We start from the raw sequence: 18,520 nt of genomic DNA, 5'->3' as shown, positions 1-18,520 counted from the left end.
ATTATTTATCTGCTGTTTTCCACTTATTTTCCTTCTCCAACTAATGAAAGTGAGCCCATATGAATTTAAAAGATCTACAATATTTTTATGACCTCTGCCAGCTTCAATCCTATACGGAAGTAGCAAAACAACATAAAGTCAGCCAACCATCTATTTCTTATGCTATCAAGCGCTTAGAGGAATCCTTTAACTGCAAATTGATTCACCATGACCCTTCGCATCGTTCCTTCAAGCTAACTCCTCAAGGACAAATCCTTCTAAAGCATACAGAACTGATTTTACCTGAGGTCATTTCTACTCGCAAAGAAATTAATCGTTCCTTGGCACAATACTCTACTGTAGGATTCCCTCCTATTATCATTCAGTATCTCTTTGCTGCCTTAAACAAAAAAGATAAATTCGATTTTTTAAAAAAGGTACGCCCTATCCGCGGTGGCTCCGTGGAGTTATTAAACCTTCTCATCAAAGGAGACCTTGATGCAAGCCTACTCGGTTTGATTGAACCTCTCAACTATCCTTCAATAGAGTCACACGAGCTATTTCATAAAGAACTGTATGTCGTTTTATCTAAGAACCATCCTTTTGCCACTGCTCCTTCCCTCGCTTTTGAAGAATTAGCAGATCAATCCTTTATACTCTTAGACGAACACTTTGTTCACCTGAAAGCTTTTGAAACGCTTAATCAAAAGTATCAAAACAAGGCAGAAATATTCTTTAAGACTGATGACATTGCCATCCTTAAAGAACTTTTAAAGAAAGGGATTGGCCTTAGTTTACTAGCTGATATCGCACTTTCTGAGGAAGATGATGATTTAATAAAAATTCCGCTTATACCGAAGGATAAGATAACTTTTACAGTTTATTACGCCTACCTTAAATCAGCTACACCGTCATCAGAAGTAGAAGCCTTATTTAATCTCCTTAAATCATATGAATAGAAAAAACTCTAACTATCAATGAACTGATAGCTAGAGTTTTTTTACATTGTAGATATTATTCTCAATGAAAATCAAAAAGCAAACTAGGAAGCTAGCCTCAGGTTGCTCAAAACACTGTTTTGAGGTTGTAGATAAGACTGACGAAGCCAGTCACATATATACGATAAGGCGACGCTGACGTGGTTTGAAGAGATTTTCGAAGAGTATTAGACTATAGTAGATTGAAACTAGAGTAATACGCCGCGACTTCTAAACCTTTTCTAGAAATTGATTTGACTTTCCTAATCGAGTTGTTCAGATTTTATTTCATCTCACTATAATTCAATGATTTTCTAAGAATTCTATTTCTTTCGAAAATTCTTTCAGGGAGCTTTCAAAGTTTTTCAAATCAGTCCAACAAAAAAAGGTTTATAATTTCCATAAAAGTTGACACGGAAATTATAAAACCATTATTAGTTTAATCCTTGTTGATAACGTGCCAATTCAGCTTGGTTCGCCCAAACATAGTGACCTGGACGGATTTCTACCATAGACGGCTTATCAGTCTCATAGTCGTGTTGACTTGGGTCGTAAACCTTCAAGACCTTCTTGCGTTCCAAGATTGGATCTGGAATTGGTACCGCTGAAAGTAAGGCTTGAGTATATGGGTGAATTGGATTGTTAAACAATTCTTCTGTTTCTGCAACCTCTACAATAACACCCTTGTAAATAACTGCGATACGATCTGAAATAAAGCGAACGACAGACAAGTCATGGGCGATAAAGAGATAGGTCAAACCAAGTTCTTTTTGGAATTTTTTGAGCAAGTTCAAGACTTGGGCACGAACAGAAACGTCCAAGGCTGAAATTGGCTCATCCGCAATAACAAAGTCTGGTTGCATGACCAAGGCACGGGCAATACCGATACGTTGACGTTGACCACCTGAGAATTCATGAGGGTAACGGGTCAAGTGCTCAGCAAGAAGCCCCACTTCACGGATAATATTTTTAACTTTCTCTTTACGTTCTTCTTCATCTTTGAACAGATGATGATTGTAAAGACCTTCAGAAATAATATAATCAACAGTGGCACGTTCATTCAAACTTGCGGCAGGGTCTTGGAAAATCATCTGGATACGACGAATCAATTCTGCAGCTTGTTCACGCGATTTCTTACCATTAATCTTTTGACCCTCAAAAATAATATCACCATTACTTGTATCATTTAGACCGATTATCGCACGACCAATAGTTGTTTTCCCACTACCTGACTCACCAACAAGCGAGAAAGTTTCTCCCTTGTTGATAAAGAAGTTAGCATTTTTAACTGCGACAAACTTCTTACTTCCTTCACCGAAGGAAATTTCTAAATCTTTGATTTCTACTAATTTTTCAGACATTTCCTTCCTCCTAGTCTTCCAGATGGGCAAATCCCATTTTTTCACGGATCTTATCATGGAGATTTGCAATCACAGCTGGTTTTTCTACTTTTGGAGCATCCTCATGAAGAAGCCAAGTTTTAGCCCAATGTGTCTCTGATACTGAGAATTGAGGAGCTTTTTGTTCGAAGTCAATCTGCATTGCATAGTCAGAACGCAAGGCAAAGGCATCCCCTTTCAAGTCAGTATAAAGTGACGGAGGTGTTCCTGGGATTGAGTAAAGATCCCCTTTATCATCAGCAAGCTGAGGTAAGCTAGACAAGAGACTCCATGTATATGGATGGCGAGGGTCATAGAAGACTTCCTCAACAGTTCCATACTCAACGATTTCTCCTGCATACATAACCGCTACCTTATCCGCAATACTTGCTACCACACCAAGGTCGTGGGTGATAAAGATTGTTGTGAAATGGTACTCATTTTGTAAAGATTTTAGCAAATCAATAATCTGAGCTTGAATAGTTACATCCAAGGCAGTCGTTGGCTCATCACAGATCAAGACATCAGGTCGGCAGGCAAGGGCAATCGCAATAACGATACGTTGACGCATTCCTCCAGAATATTGGAATGGGTATTCATCAAAACGTCTATCTGCGTCTGGAATCCCAACCTTATTCATGTAGTCAATGGCCAATTCTTTTGCTTCCTTAGCTGTTTTCCCTTGGTGTTTTACAATAACTTCTGTAATCTGACTACCAATTGTTTTAATGGGATCCAAACTAGTCATTGGATCCTGGAAGATAGTCGCAATCTTAGCCCCACGAATTTGTTCCCAATCTTTGTGAGAAGATAAGGCTGTCAAATCCTGACCACGGTAGTCAATGCTACCTTGAGCAATGCGACCATTTTCTTCAAGCATACCTGTGAAAGTCTTTGTCAAAACAGATTTCCCTGATCCTGACTCACCTACCAAGGCTAATACTTCTCCTTCAACTAGTTCAAGGGAAACACCGCGAATGGCTGTCAATACTTTGTCACGAACGTCAAATTCCACGACAATATCGCGAGCAGTCAAAATTACATTTTTTTCTTTTGTCATTTCTACTCCTATCTATGTGTACGTGGATCACTAGCATCCGCTAAGTTTTGACCAACTACGAAAAGGGACAAGGATACCAAAACAAGGGTTGTCAATGGAATCCAGAACAAGTAAGCATTGGTTGTTACGTTTTGTGAATAATCCGAAATCAAACGACCCAAACTTGGCACTGTAATCGGCAATCCAAGACCGAAGAAAGACAAGAAGGCTTCGTATGAGATAAAGCTTGGAAGCATTTGAGTCATGGTTGTCACAATAACAGATACCAATTGTGGCATAATGTTTTTGGCAACAATCTTCAAGGTTGGTGTTCCCAAAGTACGTGACGCCAAGTTGTATTCCAAATCACGGTAACGCAAGATTTGCACACGGATCATGAAGGCAATTCCAATCCATGTCGTCACACTCATAGCAAAAATTAGATTCCAGAATCCAGCTCCGATTGAGTAAGTCAAGACAATGACAATCAAAAGAGATGGGATGTTTGAGATGACATTATAAACTTCCATCATCACACGGTCAACTGATTTTGAAATTCCCCAAATACCACCGACAAAGACACCGATAACCAAGTTAATCACTGTCGCAATCACAGAAATGAGGATAGAGTTACGAGCTCCGAACCAGACACCGTCAAAAAGAGATTTACCGTTACTGTCTGTACCGAACCAATGCTCAGCATTTGGCTTGATATAACGAGCACTAAAGTCGTTTACCTTGCTGACATCATTGAAATCAAACTTAGAAAACATTGGGTAGATGAAACTCATCAAAATGATAGCTACCAAGATTCCCAACATGACTACAGTTGATTTTTTCTTCATAAATTGTCTAAACACTGATTTCCAGTAAGAATATGCTGGCGCATCAATAGTTTCAGAGGCAAAATCGTCACGTTTTACAAACTGAAATTTTTCTTTATCGATTGTAGACATTATTTGCCTCCTTTCTCAGTCAATTTAATACGTGGGTCAATAATCGTCATCCAAATATCTCCCAAAAGAAGTGAGAAGATAGAAATACATGTAAAGATGAAGACAAGACCAACGACCATAGAGTTATTAGATGCTTTTACAGAGTCAATCAACATTTTACCCATACCTGGGAAGGCAAAGACTGTTTCAGTAAGGGTTGCACCACCGATAACCCCAATAACGGCACCAGGAATTCCTGAAACCAGCGGAACCATGGCATTTTTAAAGATGTGTTTGTTTGAAATTTCTTTTTCAGACAAACCTTTTGCACGAGCAAAACGAACAAAGTCTTGAGATTGCAAGTCAATCATGTAACGGCGAATCCAAATAGCTGTAGCAGGAGCACCCAACAAACCAAGGATAACTGCTGGTAAAACATACGAACGCCAATCTCCAGCACCCAAGATAGGGAACGAATCTGGAAGACCAATAGATGATCCAATCAAACGAACGATGTAAACCAAGGCAATGGTTGGAAGAGCAAGCAAGAAGGTCAAAACCCCTGTTGAGAAGCTATCGATCCAAGTGTTCTTGAAACGAGCCATGGCTGAACCAAGTGGCACTGCAATCGCATAAGAAATCACCAAACCAATCAAACCAACAATAGCAGAGCTGACAATCATAGATGGATATTGGTAATTACTTTCAGTCGCTGTGTAAGGATCATCTTTCCCATAGCTAGCTACTTCACGAGAGTCAGCCTGACTAGGTGACTTGTAGGTTCTTGAGTAAATATTTACAGAAGACGTTTTCTTACCTGTTGGGAACTGAACTTGGGCAGTTTTGGTTTGTCCTTGACCTTGAGTAATAACCTGAAGAACTGGTGTATTAGCATAGGTTGGATAAGAGTCACCTAAATTGATATTCACAAAATTTTGATGCACAAATGGGAACTGACTGTTGAAGTACAAGAGATATTTATGTTTAGTACCTGAACCGACCAATGACCATCCGATAGCTGGATCATTTTCGAAACGAAGGTAGCGTTTCAAGTCTGGATTTTCAGGGTCTTGAATTTTATTTGTATGATCAATGTCAATCAAGTTAGCATAGAAGTGAAAAACACGTTCAAAAATTGGAATTTCACGAGTAGCATAGAATTGACCGCTTTCAGTAAATTCTCCCAAAGTCCAACCATGACCTAATTGATTGATGTACTTTTCATAAATGGCTTTATTGGTCGCATTTGCCTCTACTGTTACAGAAGAATCCATGCTACTTGCCTTTTCTTGCAACTCTTTAGTATCGTAATACTCAATATAGCCCATACGCTCAAACACAGTATTTTCATAGTTATCACGTTTATCAGCCGTTGTCGCAATTTTATTATAGTTAGGGTCCTGCTTAAAAATCAATTTTCGAGGAACCAAGGTATAGATAATCGTGTAGGTCAAAGTCGTTACTAAGAAAATAGAAACCAATGACCGCAAAACACGCATAAAAATATATTTTTTCATATTATTTCCTTTAAAAATCCCAAAAGAACCTTCTCCTCATGGAGAGAAAGTTCTATTAGAAATTATTTACTTCACATGACTTGCCAATTCTTTTTGAGCTTTCTCATTTGATTCAGCTTTTTCTTTCAACCATTTTTCACGAGCTTTTTCATACTCTTCTTTGGTGATTGCTTTTTCACCAACTTCAGTGTACTTCAAGTATCCTGAATTTTCACCTTTAAGACCAGATTCAGAATATGATGAGCTAAATGGTAGAACTTTTGAAACATATGAAACGGCTGTTTCTTTAGGAGAAGCCATTACTGGAATTGTCAAAGCATTGTCAGTCAACCAAGCTTGTGCTACCGCGTATTTTTCATAACGTTTTTGAACATCTTGGTTCTCGCTGTTTGCATCATCAAGTAATTTTCCATAGTCAGCTAAAGCAAGTTTGCTTACTACTGATGCATCAGTGTTTTGGTCAATACCAAGGTAAAGGCGAGTGTTTCCTCCCTTGATGACAAACTGATCTAAGAAAGTAGAAGGATCTTGATAGTCAGGATTCCATCCTAGCAAGGTGTGGATATCCCAATCTTGCTCTTTAGCTGTTGGAGCACTAAATGAAATTGGTAAAGCTTCTGCTTGAGTCATTTGTTGCAAGTCTACAACAACATTATCTGAACCCAATACTTTTTCAATTGATTGTTTCAATGATTGAACACGGTTTACAACCGCTGTTGATTCTTGGATAACCAAGGCATCCAAGTGGATTGGGAATTCAACACCTTCAGCTTGTAGGCTTGATTTAGCTTTAGCAAATGCTTCTTTCGCTTTTTCTTCATTGTAAAGTCCATTTTGAGAATCTGCTAGAGATACGTTTGACCAAGTAGAAGAATTTGTCTTAGCCAAGCTATCTTGTACCAATTCACCAAATGTTTTCTTACCAACTTGAAGATTATATGGTGCAAATGTATTACGGATGGCTACTGCAGCTCCATCAGTACCATTTGTTTGAGCTGAATAAGAATTGCGATCGACTGCAAAGTTCAAGGCTTGACGGAATTCCTTGTTTAGCAAAGCTTTTTGAGTAGATGTCTTTTGGGCATCACTTGTCTTAGCAGTGTGGTTATAAGTTGTACGGCCATAGTTCAAGCTGACAGTTGCAACACCAGCACCTGGTTCGTTAAAGTAAATGTTATCTTTGAAGTCAGCTGCATATTTTTCATATGTAGAACTTGTAGGGAAGATACGAGCCTTGCTATATTGACCATCAGAAAAACCTTTGGCAATTACATCTTGATCCTTACCGTCCCAGAAAGTGAACTTAACATTCTCAATTTTTACATTTTCTTTGTCCCAGTAAGCGTCATTTTTAGCCATCTCGATAGATGATTTAGGAGTTACAGCCTTCAAGACAAATGGACCGTTATAAAGAATAGAGTTAGCATCTGTTGGAGAACCAAAACCTTCCCCTTTTGAAGCTAAGAATTCTTCATTAACTGGCATCAAAACACCACTAGTTGTCTTGTCATTCCAGAAAGTTTCTGGCTGGTTCAAAGTATATTCTAGTGTTTGGTCATCAAGTGCTTTTACTCCAACGGTTGAAAAATCGCTTGTTTCACCCTTGATATATGCTTCTAATCCCTTAATAGAAGAGCTAACGATTGAAAGTCCTTTTGATTTTCCATCTACAGCATGTTTCAAACCAGTAACGAAGTCTTTAGCAGTGACAGGAGCATATTCTTCTCCCTCTGCTGTCACCCATTTAGCATCCTTACGGATTTTATAGGTATAAGTCAAACCATCTTTTGAAACTGTCCATGATTCAGCGATAGAAGGAACCAGATTACCATATTTATCATTAGCCAACAAACCATCTACAGCATTTGTTGTGATGAATGATGTTGAATCGATATTGCTGACAATATAATCCAAAGTTTCTGGATCTGTTTGATAAACATATTGGTAATCTTTTGCTAGTTTAGCATTACTTGAACTAGTGTTTGAACACGCAGCTAGAACTCCTGACGCTAATAAGGTAGCTCCTGCTACAGCAAGCACTTGACTTTTTTTCATTTCTTCACTCCTCGTAATAAAGTATAGGTTATTATCAATTATACCATAGATTTTAAGATGTTTCAAGAAAAATAAACGAATTTTCAGAATATTTAGGCTTATTCATACAAATTTTTCATTTTTTCTGAATATATGATTCAAATTGTCGTTCGAAGTATCAAAGGCTACAGCGAAAATAGGAAAGTTGACGCAGAAACTTTAGAGCTTAGAAAGACCTATAGTAAAATGAAATACAGACGGAACAATGTGATTTTGGAATTCAAATTAAATTATAACAATATTGTAGAAGTATCATTCTAGTATTCAAGATTCAGTTTACTATATCTTTTTCACACCAACCTTATTCCGAATTCAATTACTTTCGTGATTTACACATATAGATTAAGACTATCTTTTATACTTTAAAATTTCTCGCTACCTTATCCACTATATGCTCCTCGCTATCACGTTTCTATTCATAGCCTACGATTTCACTATCCCTTCCTCTGACAATTCTTATTTTCTGCGTCAGACTTAAAACGATCTATCCCCAGACCATTTTAATCCACTACCTCACGATAGTCAGGCTTGGGGAGCGCTATTGTATTCGCCGATAGTGGATCCCTACAGAGGACTTACACCTCAGATACACGACATGCCCAGTATATATAAAAAATCTCCTACACAAGGTAGAAGATTTCAATCTTATAAAACTTAATCCGTCATGTCCGATACCAACGTTCGATGCTCCAACGGAATACTGCACATAACTAGCAAGAAAATAAATCCTGACTGAATCCAGAAGAGGGCCAAGTCAAAAATTCCGTGCACAGCAACCACTGTAAGGAAAGATAGATAAAGACCAATAATCGGACGTTTCCCCGATTCCTGACTCATGTCCATTATCAAACGAACAGGAGCAACAGAAGACAAAACTAATAAAATAGTCCCCACAATTCCGTAACTCAGAATCGTGTCAATATACAGACTGTGAGCATGTTCATGATAAGGAGCATGTATCCGAGGATAAGAGTGCATGTAGGTCAATGGTCCTTCACCCCAGAAAGGATTTTGCTTAAACAAAGCCATCCCAGCATCCCAGATAGAAATGCGTTCTTCCATAGAAGAGTCTAAAGTCCCCATCCGAACTCCCAAATCACTAGAAAAGAGGAAGCTCAAGCCAATCGCAAAGACCCCAATACTAAGCCAAAAGGCCTTCCAGTTTTTAATAGTCGTAAAGAGATAGATGATTGCTCCAGCGATAATAGCAGGAAAGGCAGTTCGATTTTGCGTAAAATTCAATCCAAAGAGATTAACAAAGCCTGCAATCACACAGAATACTTTCAACCAATTCAACTTGGTCGTTGTAAACAGATAGAAGGCAATCATGATACAGAAACAACAAATAATTCCATAATAATTAGGATTAAAGAAGGTCACTTCTGCACGATTCTGATGCCAGACCTGCATATTGGGTGAAAGAAAAGCATAGTTGAATTTCTTCACAATTTGGAAATGCTCTAAACTCGCAAAAACAGCTGACAATACGCTACCAAACAAGACGAGCTGCAAAATCAAGCGAAAGAATCTATGTGATAAAATCGACTGATAGTGCAAAAAGAAAACAGTAAATAGAAACATTCCTACTGAAGCTACGACTCCCATCCAATTTTGTGCAAAAATGGATATTACAGTACTATAACCAAGAAAAAGAAGCAGCATCGGATGCTCCCCCATTTTCTGAAGAATACTTTTCATGTCTCCTGTAAAAATCAAACTGATAATATATAAACAGAATACAACTACAAAAAGATAAAAGGGTAAAAAGATACTCAGGATAATTCCCAATAAAATTAGCTCTTTACTAGACAACCCTTTCAGCTTTTCAATAAAGCCTATTGATTTCAAAACGAATCCTTTCTCTCCAAATCAACTGATTCAGATAATAGTAAGCTTCCTATATTGTACCACTTTTTAAGCAATTTGAAAACAAAGGAAACGTTTCCCTAGGTAAAAAAGCGAGCAAAAATACTGAAATGTCACAACTCAAGCTTAATAACTAGATTTACTCTAAAAAATCGTGCCGTAAATAGTAGGTATATGTTAAAATAGTAGTAATATAATAAAGATTTGACCAACTATCCAAACTATATTTAAATCATTTACAATTCCTAAAGAAAGGAAACACTATGAAATCCTACCAAGCTGTCTACCAAATTCTAGCAAAAGAAAACGACTATATCAGCGGAGAAAAGATTGCAGAAGAACTATCCCTCAGTCGAACATCGATTTGGAAAGCCATCAAGCGGCTAGAACAAGAAGGCATTGAAATTGATAGTATCAAAAACAAAGGATATAAACTGATGAATGGTGACCTTATTCTTCCAGAACTTCTAGAACAAAATCTTCCAATTAAAGTCAGCTTTAAACCTGAAACAAAATCAACACAACTAGATGCAAAAGAAGCAATTGATTTAGGCTATGAAGCAAACACCCTCTATCTAGCTTCCTATCAAACAGCAGGCCGAGGCCGTTTTCAACGTTCCTTCTACTCACCTCAAGGTGGCATTTATATGACACTCCATCTTAAACCAAATCTACCTTACGACAAATTACCATCCTACACACTACTTGTAGCAGGAGCTGTCTACAAAGCCATTAAGAACTTAACTTTAATAGATGTCGACATAAAATGGGTCAATGATATCTACCTAAACAATCATAAAATTGGAGGAATCCTTACTGAAGCAATGACCTCTGTAGAAACTGGCTTAGTCACAGATATCATTATTGGAGTAGGTATCAATTTCACTATTAAAGATTTCCCACAAGAATTAAAAGAAAAAGCTACTAGCTTATTTAAAACTACAGCTCCAATAACAAGGAATGAATTGATCATAGAAATCTGGCGTGCTTTCTTCGAAACACCAGCAGAGGAGCTATTATACCTATATAAAAAACAGTCATTCGTTCTAGGAAAAGAAGTTACTTTCACACTAGATCAAAAAGACCACAAGGGACTTGCTAAAGACATCTCTGAAAGTGGTAAACTTTTAGTTCAATGTGATAACGGAAAAGAAATCTGGCTCAATAGCGGAGAAATTTCTCTCAATAGTTGGAAGTAAAATAACACAATTATAATATAAGTGATATAAAAATAACTTCAGATTAGTAATCAAATTAAGTTTTACAAATCTGAAGTTTTTATTCTACTATTCTTAAAAATACAAAAAAAAGAGAGTTATAAACCCTCGTTAAAACGGAGAATAAGGGATTCGAACCCTTGCGCCAGTTACCCGACCTAACGATTTAGCAAACCGTCCTCTTCAGCCTCTTGAGTAATTCTCCAATTAATGGGCACGAGTGGACTCGAACCACCGACCTCACGCTTATCAGGCGTGCGCTCTAACCACCTGAGCTACGCGCCCAAGTTAAAAACTTGGTAATTTGAACAAAGTTCAAAGCGGGTGACGAGAATCGAACTCGCGACAACAGCTTGGAAGGCTGTAGTTTTACCACTAAACTACACCCGCATACATACTATAAGTGAAAATGGCGCGAGACGGAATCGAACCGCCGACACATGGAGCTTCAATCCATTGCTCTACCAACTGAGCTACCGAGCCTTATTGCGGGAGCAGGATTTGAACCTACGACCTTCGGGTTATGAGCCCGACGAGCTACCGAGCTGCTCCATCCCGCGTTAATATAAAAGGAGGATGTGGGATTCGAACCCACGCACGCTTTTACACGCCTGACGGTTTTCAAGACCGTTCCCTTCAGCCGGACTTGGGTAATCCTCCAATATTCAAATGGACCTTGTAGGACTTGAACCTACGACCACTCGGTTATGAGCCGAGAGCTCTAACCAGCTGAGCTAAAGGTCCGACAAGATCATTATAGCGGCGAAGGGGATCGAACCCCCGACCTCCCGGGTATGAACCGGACGCTCTAGCCAGCTGAGCTACACCGCCATGTATCGGGAAGACAGGATTCGAACCTGCGACACCTTGGTCCCAAACCAAGTACTCTACCAAGCTGAGCTACTTCCCGAGTTAAATAGAAAAATGCACCCTAGAGGAGTCGAACCTCTAACCGCCTGATTCGTAGTCAGGTACTCTATCCAGTTGAGCTAAGGGTGCTCATTAGTTTATGCCGAGGACCGGAATCGAACCGGTACGATCGTTACCAATCGCAGGATTTTAAGTCCTGTGCGTCTGCCAGTTCCGCCACCCCGGCCTCTCTAAGCGAACGACGGGATTCGAACCCGCGACCCCCACCTTGGCAAGGTGGTGTTCTACCACTGAACTACGTTCGCACTGTTTTCTTCTATCTAAAAATGCCGGCTACATGACTTGAACACGCGACCCTCTGATTACAAATCAGATGCTCTACCAACTGAGCTAAGCCGGCTCATTTATTATATCTTAATGCGGGTTAAGGGACTTGAACCCCCACGCCGTTAAGCGCCAGATCCTAAATCTGGTGCGTCTGCCAATTCCGCCAAACCCGCAGATATGACCCGTACTGGGCTCGAACCAGTGACCCATTGATTAAAAGTCAATTGCTCTACCAACTGAGCTAACGAGTCTAAAATAACTTCCGTTATCTTAAACGGTCCCGACGGGAATCGAACCCGCGATCTTCGCCGTGACAGGGCGACGTGATAACCGCTACACTACGGGACCTTTGGGAGTTAACGGGATCGAACCGCTGACCCTCTGCTTGTAAGGCAGATGCTCTCCCAGCTGAGCTAAACTCCCTAGAGCTAAGCGACTTCCATATCTCACAGGGGGCAACCCCCAACTACTTCCGGCGTTCTAGGGCTTAACTTCTGTGTTCGGCATGGGTACAGGTGTATCTCCTAGGCTATCGTCACTTAACTCTGAGTAATACCTACTCAAAATTGAATATCTATTCAAACTAAGAAAACCGTTCGCTTTCGTATTCTCAGTTACTTTGGATAAGTCCTCGAGCTATTAGTATTAGTCCGCTACATGTGTCGCCACACTTCCACTTCTAACCTATCTACCTGATCATCTCTCAGGGCTCTTACTGATATAAAATCATGGGAAATCTCATCTTGAGGTGGGTTTCACACTTAGATGCTTTCAGCGTTTATCCCTTCCCTACATAGCTACCCAGCGATGCCTTTGGCAAGACAACTGGTACACCAGCGGTAAGTCCACTCTGGTCCTCTCGTACTAGGAGCAGATCCTCTCAAATTTCCTACGCCCGCGACGGATAGGGACCGAACTGTCTCACGACGTTCTGAACCCAGCTCGCGTGCCGCTTTAATGGGCGAACAGCCCAACCCTTGGGACCGACTACAGCCCCAGGATGCGACGAGCCGACATCGAGGTGCCAAACCTCCCCGTCGATGTGAACTCTTGGGGGAGATAAGCCTGTTATCCCCAGGGTAGCTTTTATCCGTTGAGCGATGGCCCTTCCATACGGAACCACCGGATCACTAAGCCCGACTTTCGTCCCTGCTCGAGTTGTAGCTCTCGCAGTCAAGCTCCCTTATACCTTTACACTCTGCGAATGATTTCCAACCATTCTGAGGGAACCTTTGGGCGCCTCCGTTACCTTTTAGGAGGCGACCGCCCCAGTCAAACTGCCCGTCAGACACTGTCTCCGATAGGGATCACCTATCTGGGTTAGAGTGGCCATAACACAAGGGTAGTATCCCAACAACGTCTCCTTCGAAACTGGCGTCCCGATCTCATAGACTCCTACCTATCCTGTACATGTGGTACAGACACTCAATATCAAACTGCAGTAAAGCTCCATGGGGTCTTTCCGTCCTGTCGCGGGTAACCTGCATCTTCACAGGTACTAAAATTTCACCGAGTCTCTCGTTGAGACAGTGCCCAAATCATTACGCCTTTCGTGCGGGTCGGAACTTACCCGACAAGGAATTTCGCTACCTTAGGACCGTTATAGTTACGGCCGCCGTTTACTGGGGCTTCAATTCATACCTTCGCTTACGCTAAGCACTCCTCTTAACCTTCCAGCACCGGGCAGGCGTCACCCCCTATACATCATCTTACGATTTAGCAGAGAGCTGTGTTTTTGATAAACAGTTGCTTGGGCCTATTCACTGCGGCTGACTTAAAGTCAGCACCCCTTCTCCCGAAGTTACGGGGTCATTTTGCCGAGTTCCTTAACGAGAGTTCTCTCGCTCACCTGAGGCTACTCGCCTCGACTACCTGTGTCGGTTTGCGGTACGGGTAGAGTATGTTTAAACGCTAGAAGCTTTTCTTGGCAGTGTGACGTCACTAACTTCGCTACTAAACTTCGCTCCCCATCACAGCTCAATGTTATAGAACTAAGCATTTAACTCAATTCACACCTCACTGCTTAGACAGACTCTTCCAATCGTCTGCTTTAGTTAGCCTACTGCGTCCCTCCATCACTACATACTCTAGTACAGGAATATCAACCTGTTGTCCATCGGATACACCTTTCGGTCTCTCCTTAGGTCCCGACTAACCCAGGGCGGACGAGCCTTCCCCTGGAAACCTTAGTCTTACGGTGGACAGGATTCTCACCTGTCTTTCGCTACTCATACCGGCATTCTCACTTCTATGCGTTCCAGCACTCCTCACGGTATACCTTCTTCACACATAGAACGCTCTCCTACCATACCTATAAAGGTATCCACAGCTTCGGTAAATTGTTTTAGCCCCGGTACATTTTCGGCGCAGGGTCACTCGACTAGTGAGCTATTACGCACTCTTTGAATGAATAGCTGCTTCTAAGCTAACATCCTAGTTGTCTGTGCAACCCCACATCCTTTTCCACTTAACAATTATTTTGGGACCTTAGCTGGTGGTCTGGGCTGTTTCCCTTTCGACTACGGATCTTAGCACTCGCAGTCTGACTGCCGACCATAATTCATTGGCATTCGGAGTTTATCTGAGATTGGTAATCCGGGATGGACCCCTCACCCAAACAGTGCTCTACCTCCAAGAATCTCTAATATCGACGCTAGCCCTAAAGCTATTTCGGAGAGAACCAGCTATCTCCAAGTTCGTTTGGAATTTCTCCGCTACCCACAAGTCATCCAAGCACTTTTCAACGTGCCCTGGTTCGGTCCTCCAGTGCGTCTTACCGCACCTTCAACCTGCTCATGGGTAGGTCACATGGTTTCGGGTCTACGTCATGATACTAATTCGCCCTGTTCAGACTCGGTTTCCCTACGGCTCCGTCTCTTCAACTTAACCTCGCATCATAACGTAACTCGCCGGTTCATTCTACAAAAGGCACGCTCTCACCCATTAACGGGCTCGAACTTGTTGTAGGCACACGGTTTCAGGTTCTATTTCACTCCCCTCCCGGGGTGCTTTTCACCTTTCCCTCACGGTACTGGTTCACTATCGGTCACTAGGGAGTATTTAGGGTTGGGAGATGGTCCTCCCAGATTCCGACGGGATTTCTCGTGTCCCGCCGTACTCAGGATACTGCTAGGTACAAAGACTATTTTAAATACGAGGCTATTACTCTCTTTGGCTGATCTTCCCAAATCATTCTTCTATAATCTTTGAGTCCACATTGCAGTCCTACAACCCCGAAGAGTAAACTCTTCGGTTTGCCCTTCTGCCGTTTCGCTCGCCGCTACTAAGGCAATCGCTTTTGCTTTCTCTTCCTGCAGCTACTTAGATGTTTCAGTTCACTGCGTCTTCCTCCTCACATCCTTAACAGATGCGGGTAACAGGTAGTACCTGTTGGGTTCCCCCATTCGGAAATCCCTGGATCATCGCTTACTTACAGCTACCCAAGGCATATCGTCGTTTGTCACGTCCTTCTTCGGCTCCTAGTGCCAAGGCATCCACCGTGCGCCCTTATTAACTTAACCTTATTTTTCTGACCTTTCAGTCATAAACTCTTATTAATACTACAGCGTTTTCGGTTTATTTTCTTGTTACTATTTGATATAGATATTCAATTTTCAATGTGCATTACTTGGTGATCTCTCACCAATGGAGCCTAGCGGGATCGAACCGCTGACCTCCTGCGTGCAAAGCAGGCGCTCTCCCAGCTGAGCTAAGGCCCCACAAGACCTCTCAAGACTAAACAAGACCAATGCGCAGTTCCTTATCCTTAGAAAGGAGGTGATCCAGCCGCACCTTCCGATACGGCTACCTTGTTACGACTTCACCCCAATCATCTATCCCACCTTAGGCGGCTGGCTCCTTACGGTTACCTCACCGACTTCGGGTGTTACAAACTCTCGTGGTGTGACGGGCGGTGTGTACAAGGCCCGGGAACGTATTCACCGCGGCGTGCTGATCCGCGATTACTAGCGATTCCGACTTCATGTAGGCGAGTTGCAGCCTACAATCCGAACTGAGACTGGCTTTAAGAGATTAGCTTGCCGTCACCGGCTTGCGACTCGTTGTACCAGCCATTGTAGCACGTGTGTAGCCCAGGTCATAAGGGGCATGATGATTTGACGTCATCCCCACCTTCCTCCGGTTTATTACCGGCAGTCTCGCTAGAGTGCCCAACTGAATGATGGCAACTAACAATAGGGGTTGCGCTCGTTGCGGGACTTAACCCAACATCTCACGACACGAGCTGACGACAACCATGCACCACCTGTCACCTCTGTCCCGAAGGAAAACTCTATCTCTAGAGCGGTCAGAGGGATGTCAAGACCTGGTAAGGTTCTTCGCGTTGCTTCGAATTAAACCACATGCTCCACCGCTTGTGCGGGCCCCCGTCAATTCCTTTGAGTTTCAACCTTGCGGTCGTACTCCCCAGGCGGAGTGCTTAATGCGTTAGCTACGGCACTAAACCCCGGAAAGGGTCTAACACCTAGCACTCATCGTTTACGGCGTGGACTACCAGGGTATCTAATCCTGTTTGCTCCCCACGCTTTCGAGCCTCAGCGTCAGTTACAAGCCAGAGAGCCGCTTTCGCCACCGGTGTTCCTCCATATATCTACGCATTTCACCGCTACACATGGAATTCCACTCTCCCCTCTTGCACTCAAGTTAAACAGTTTCCAAAGCGTACTATGGTTAAGCCACAGCCTTTAACTTCAGACTTATCTAACCGCCTGCGCTCGCTTTACGCCCAATAAATCCGGACAACGCTCGGGACCTACGTATTACCGCGGCTGCTGGCACGTAGTTAGCCGTCCCTTTCTGGTAAGATACCGTCACAGTGTGAACTTTCCACTCTCACACTCGTTCTTCTCTTACAACAGAGCTTTACGATCCGAAAACCTTCTTCACTCACGCGGCGTTGCTCGGTCAGACTTCCGTCCATTGCCGAAGATTCCCTACTGCTGCCTCCCGTAGGAGTCTGGGCCGTGTCTCAGTCCCAGTGTGGCCGATCACCCTCTCAGGTCGGCTATGTATCGTCGCCTTGGTGAGCCGTTACCCCACCAACTAGCTAATACAACGCAGGTCCATCTGGTAGTGATGCAATTGCACCTTTTAAGCAAATGTCATGCAACATCTACTCTTATGCGGTATTAGCTATCGTTTCCAATAGTTATCCCCCGCTACCAGGCAGGTTACCTACGCGTTACTCACCCGTTCGCAACTCATCCAGAGAAGCAAGCTCCTCCTTCAGCGTTCTACTTGCATGTATTAGGCACGCCGCCAGCGTTCGTCCTGAGCCAGGATCAAACTCTCATTAAAAGTTTGAGTTCTCACTCATTTCTGTCACTGACAGATTTATTGTTTTTTCATTGTTCAGTACTACAACAGTTGTTGTAGTGCCCTGCACATTGGTTCGTCTTGTTCAGTTTTCAAAGGTCTTTGTCACTCGCTTCTCTCAAGCGACAACTATATTAGTATATCACAGCTACTTTCGCTTGTCAACACTTTTTTGAAACTTTTTTAAAACTTTTTTCATCAAGTGTTCCAACTGCAACATACTATAGTCCGTACGGGATTCGAACCCGTGTTACCGCCGTGAAAAGGCGGTGTCTTAACCCCTTGACCAACGGACCAGAGTTGTTATTTTCAACTCTTACTATTATACCGACTTTTTCAGACTTGTCAACACCTTTTTTGAATTTTTTTTATTTTTTTGCATGAATTCCTAATGGGTACGGATGTCAAACTCTTTAAACACAATACGTAAGTCCCTTAGGACTCTTTGACGCCCTCGGAAGCGTTCATGTCTTAAGACGCGTTCTAGCTCTTCTTGTTTCTCTTTACTTTGTTTGTTTCTATAATCTCTTAGTGTTTCATGAAAGAGATAATAATCATCTAGCCACAGACCGCCCTCACTTATACGATGACTTATATCACCCACTTCTTCATAAAGTTCTTTATTATATCTTCGTTTGTAGCTTTCTTGTTTACGGATATAGTCTAAAATTCGATTTCGAAACTTGGTTTTGAAATATTTCCTTAAACGTGGAATATCTTCGACTAATCCTTCTTCTTTACTAATCAATTCATGTAGACATATCATTCCCTCTTGATCCCAGTCCGATAACTCCCACAAATGAAGGTAATATTCATTTCTACACTTGTATACAATTCCTTGGACTTCTTCATACAATTCTTTAAGCATTCTTTTCCCCTTTCTGTGTACAGTCTAACAGATCCAGAAACACTTTTGGCACATTTCATCCATTCTGTTCTCTACACCGTCTCAACTGCACAAAAAAGAGAGGACAGGCCTCTCTTGG

At 41.9% G+C, this 18,520-nt stretch carries 9 protein-coding genes, 19 tRNA genes and 3 rRNA genes; 2 read left to right on the top strand and 29 right to left on the bottom strand.

Features of this window, described 5'->3' with window-relative positions; translation table 11 throughout:
- The first annotated feature begins 59 nt into the window (after positions 1-59).
- A complete protein-coding gene (locus tag HWX15_RS05695; protein ID WP_175880502.1) occupies positions 60-938 on the top strand; it encodes a LysR family transcriptional regulator in 879 nt (292 codons plus the stop codon).
- Positions 939-1,390: 452 nt separating this feature from the next.
- Here HWX15_RS05695 and HWX15_RS05690 read toward each other — a convergent pair whose 3' ends face one another.
- The 6 genes from HWX15_RS05690 to HWX15_RS05665 form a co-directional block, all read right to left on the bottom strand.
- Positions 1,391-2,317 (bottom strand): ATP-binding cassette domain-containing protein, encoded by a 927-nt coding sequence (locus tag HWX15_RS05690; protein WP_042900321.1) that lies wholly within the window; start codon positions 2,315-2,317, stop codon positions 1,391-1,393.
- Between the two features lie 10 nt (positions 2,318-2,327).
- Complete coding sequence (locus HWX15_RS05685; RefSeq protein ID WP_000159551.1) at positions 2,328-3,395, bottom strand: ABC transporter ATP-binding protein; 1,068 nt, start codon at positions 3,393-3,395, stop codon at positions 2,328-2,330.
- A gap of 8 nt (positions 3,396-3,403) precedes the next feature.
- The gene (gene oppC / locus HWX15_RS05680; RefSeq protein ID WP_000103703.1) at positions 3,404-4,330 is read right to left on the bottom strand and encodes an oligopeptide ABC transporter permease OppC; all 927 of its coding nucleotides are present in this window, start codon (positions 4,328-4,330) and stop codon (positions 3,404-3,406) included.
- Positions 4,330-5,826, bottom strand: coding sequence for an ABC transporter permease (locus HWX15_RS05675; protein WP_175880501.1), 1,497 nt, complete (start codon positions 5,824-5,826; stop codon positions 4,330-4,332). The genes oppC and HWX15_RS05675 overlap by 1 nt, the downstream gene beginning before the upstream one ends.
- Positions 5,827-5,892: 66 nt before the next feature.
- Entirely contained in the window at positions 5,893-7,881 is a 1,989-nt protein-coding gene (locus HWX15_RS05670) for a peptide ABC transporter substrate-binding protein (RefSeq protein ID WP_175880500.1), read from the bottom strand.
- A 693-nt stretch (positions 7,882-8,574) separates the two neighbouring features.
- On the bottom strand, positions 8,575-9,768 hold the full coding sequence (locus HWX15_RS05665) for an O-antigen ligase family protein (RefSeq protein ID WP_175880499.1): 1,194 nt from the start codon (positions 9,766-9,768) through the stop codon (positions 8,575-8,577).
- Between the two features lie 281 nt (positions 9,769-10,049).
- On the opposite strand from HWX15_RS05665, the gene birA reads away from it, so the two are divergent.
- Positions 10,050-10,985, top strand: a complete 936-nt coding sequence (gene birA, locus HWX15_RS05660) for a bifunctional biotin--[acetyl-CoA-carboxylase] ligase/biotin operon repressor BirA (protein ID WP_175880498.1) — start codon at positions 10,050-10,052, stop codon at positions 10,983-10,985.
- Positions 10,986-11,120: 135 nt separating this feature from the next.
- Here birA and HWX15_RS05655 read toward each other — a convergent pair.
- From HWX15_RS05655 to HWX15_RS05545, 23 genes are all read right to left on the bottom strand, one after another.
- Positions 11,121-11,208 (bottom strand) — tRNA-Ser (locus tag HWX15_RS05655).
- Positions 11,209-11,214: 6 nt separating this feature from the next.
- A tRNA-Ile gene (locus HWX15_RS05650) sits at positions 11,215-11,288 on the bottom strand.
- A 34-nt stretch (positions 11,289-11,322) separates the two neighbouring features.
- A tRNA-Gly gene (locus tag HWX15_RS05645) sits at positions 11,323-11,393 on the bottom strand.
- Between the two features lie 20 nt (positions 11,394-11,413).
- Positions 11,414-11,486, bottom strand: a tRNA-Phe gene (locus HWX15_RS05640).
- A gap of 3 nt (positions 11,487-11,489) precedes the next feature.
- Positions 11,490-11,563: transfer RNA gene (locus HWX15_RS05635), tRNA-Met, on the bottom strand.
- Between the two features lie 10 nt (positions 11,564-11,573).
- Positions 11,574-11,663 (bottom strand) — tRNA-Ser (locus HWX15_RS05630).
- A gap of 10 nt (positions 11,664-11,673) precedes the next feature.
- A tRNA-Ile gene (locus HWX15_RS05625) sits at positions 11,674-11,747 on the bottom strand.
- Between the two features lie 13 nt (positions 11,748-11,760).
- A tRNA-Met gene (locus HWX15_RS05620) sits at positions 11,761-11,834 on the bottom strand.
- A 5-nt stretch (positions 11,835-11,839) separates the two neighbouring features.
- A tRNA-Pro gene (locus HWX15_RS05615) sits at positions 11,840-11,913 on the bottom strand.
- A gap of 15 nt (positions 11,914-11,928) precedes the next feature.
- A tRNA-Arg gene (locus tag HWX15_RS05610) sits at positions 11,929-12,002 on the bottom strand.
- An 11-nt stretch (positions 12,003-12,013) separates the two neighbouring features.
- Positions 12,014-12,099, bottom strand: a tRNA-Leu gene (locus HWX15_RS05605).
- 7 nt (positions 12,100-12,106) lie between these two features.
- Positions 12,107-12,178 (bottom strand) — tRNA-Gly (locus HWX15_RS05600).
- A gap of 22 nt (positions 12,179-12,200) precedes the next feature.
- Positions 12,201-12,273 (bottom strand) — tRNA-Thr (locus tag HWX15_RS05595).
- Between the two features lie 18 nt (positions 12,274-12,291).
- Positions 12,292-12,373, bottom strand: a tRNA-Leu gene (locus HWX15_RS05590).
- Between the two features lie 5 nt (positions 12,374-12,378).
- Positions 12,379-12,451, bottom strand: a tRNA-Lys gene (locus HWX15_RS05585).
- 24 nt (positions 12,452-12,475) lie between these two features.
- A tRNA-Asp gene (locus HWX15_RS05580) sits at positions 12,476-12,548 on the bottom strand.
- A 2-nt stretch (positions 12,549-12,550) separates the two neighbouring features.
- A tRNA-Val gene (locus tag HWX15_RS05575) sits at positions 12,551-12,623 on the bottom strand.
- 4 nt (positions 12,624-12,627) lie between these two features.
- Positions 12,628-12,743, bottom strand: a 5S ribosomal RNA gene (gene rrf, locus HWX15_RS05570).
- A gap of 76 nt (positions 12,744-12,819) precedes the next feature.
- Positions 12,820-15,721, bottom strand: a 23S ribosomal RNA gene (locus HWX15_RS05565).
- A 125-nt stretch (positions 15,722-15,846) separates the two neighbouring features.
- Positions 15,847-15,919 (bottom strand) — tRNA-Ala (locus HWX15_RS05560).
- Positions 15,920-15,970: 51 nt separating this feature from the next.
- Positions 15,971-17,516, bottom strand: a 16S ribosomal RNA gene (locus HWX15_RS05555).
- Together the 16S, 23S and 5S rRNA genes with 19 tRNA genes alongside form the textbook arrangement of a ribosomal RNA operon.
- A 242-nt stretch (positions 17,517-17,758) precedes the next feature.
- Positions 17,759-17,830, bottom strand: a tRNA-Glu gene (locus tag HWX15_RS05550).
- A 92-nt stretch (positions 17,831-17,922) separates the two neighbouring features.
- Entirely contained in the window at positions 17,923-18,402 is a 480-nt protein-coding gene (locus tag HWX15_RS05545) for a sigma-70 family RNA polymerase sigma factor (RefSeq protein ID WP_175880497.1), read from the bottom strand.
- Positions 18,403-18,520: the final 118 nt, after the last annotated feature.

This window comes from Streptococcus thalassemiae, assembly GCF_903645285.1.
In the GTDB taxonomy this organism is placed as follows: Bacteria; Bacillota; Bacilli; order Lactobacillales; family Streptococcaceae; genus Streptococcus; species Streptococcus thalassemiae.
This window is presented reverse-complemented; position numbering and strand designations above follow the sequence as displayed.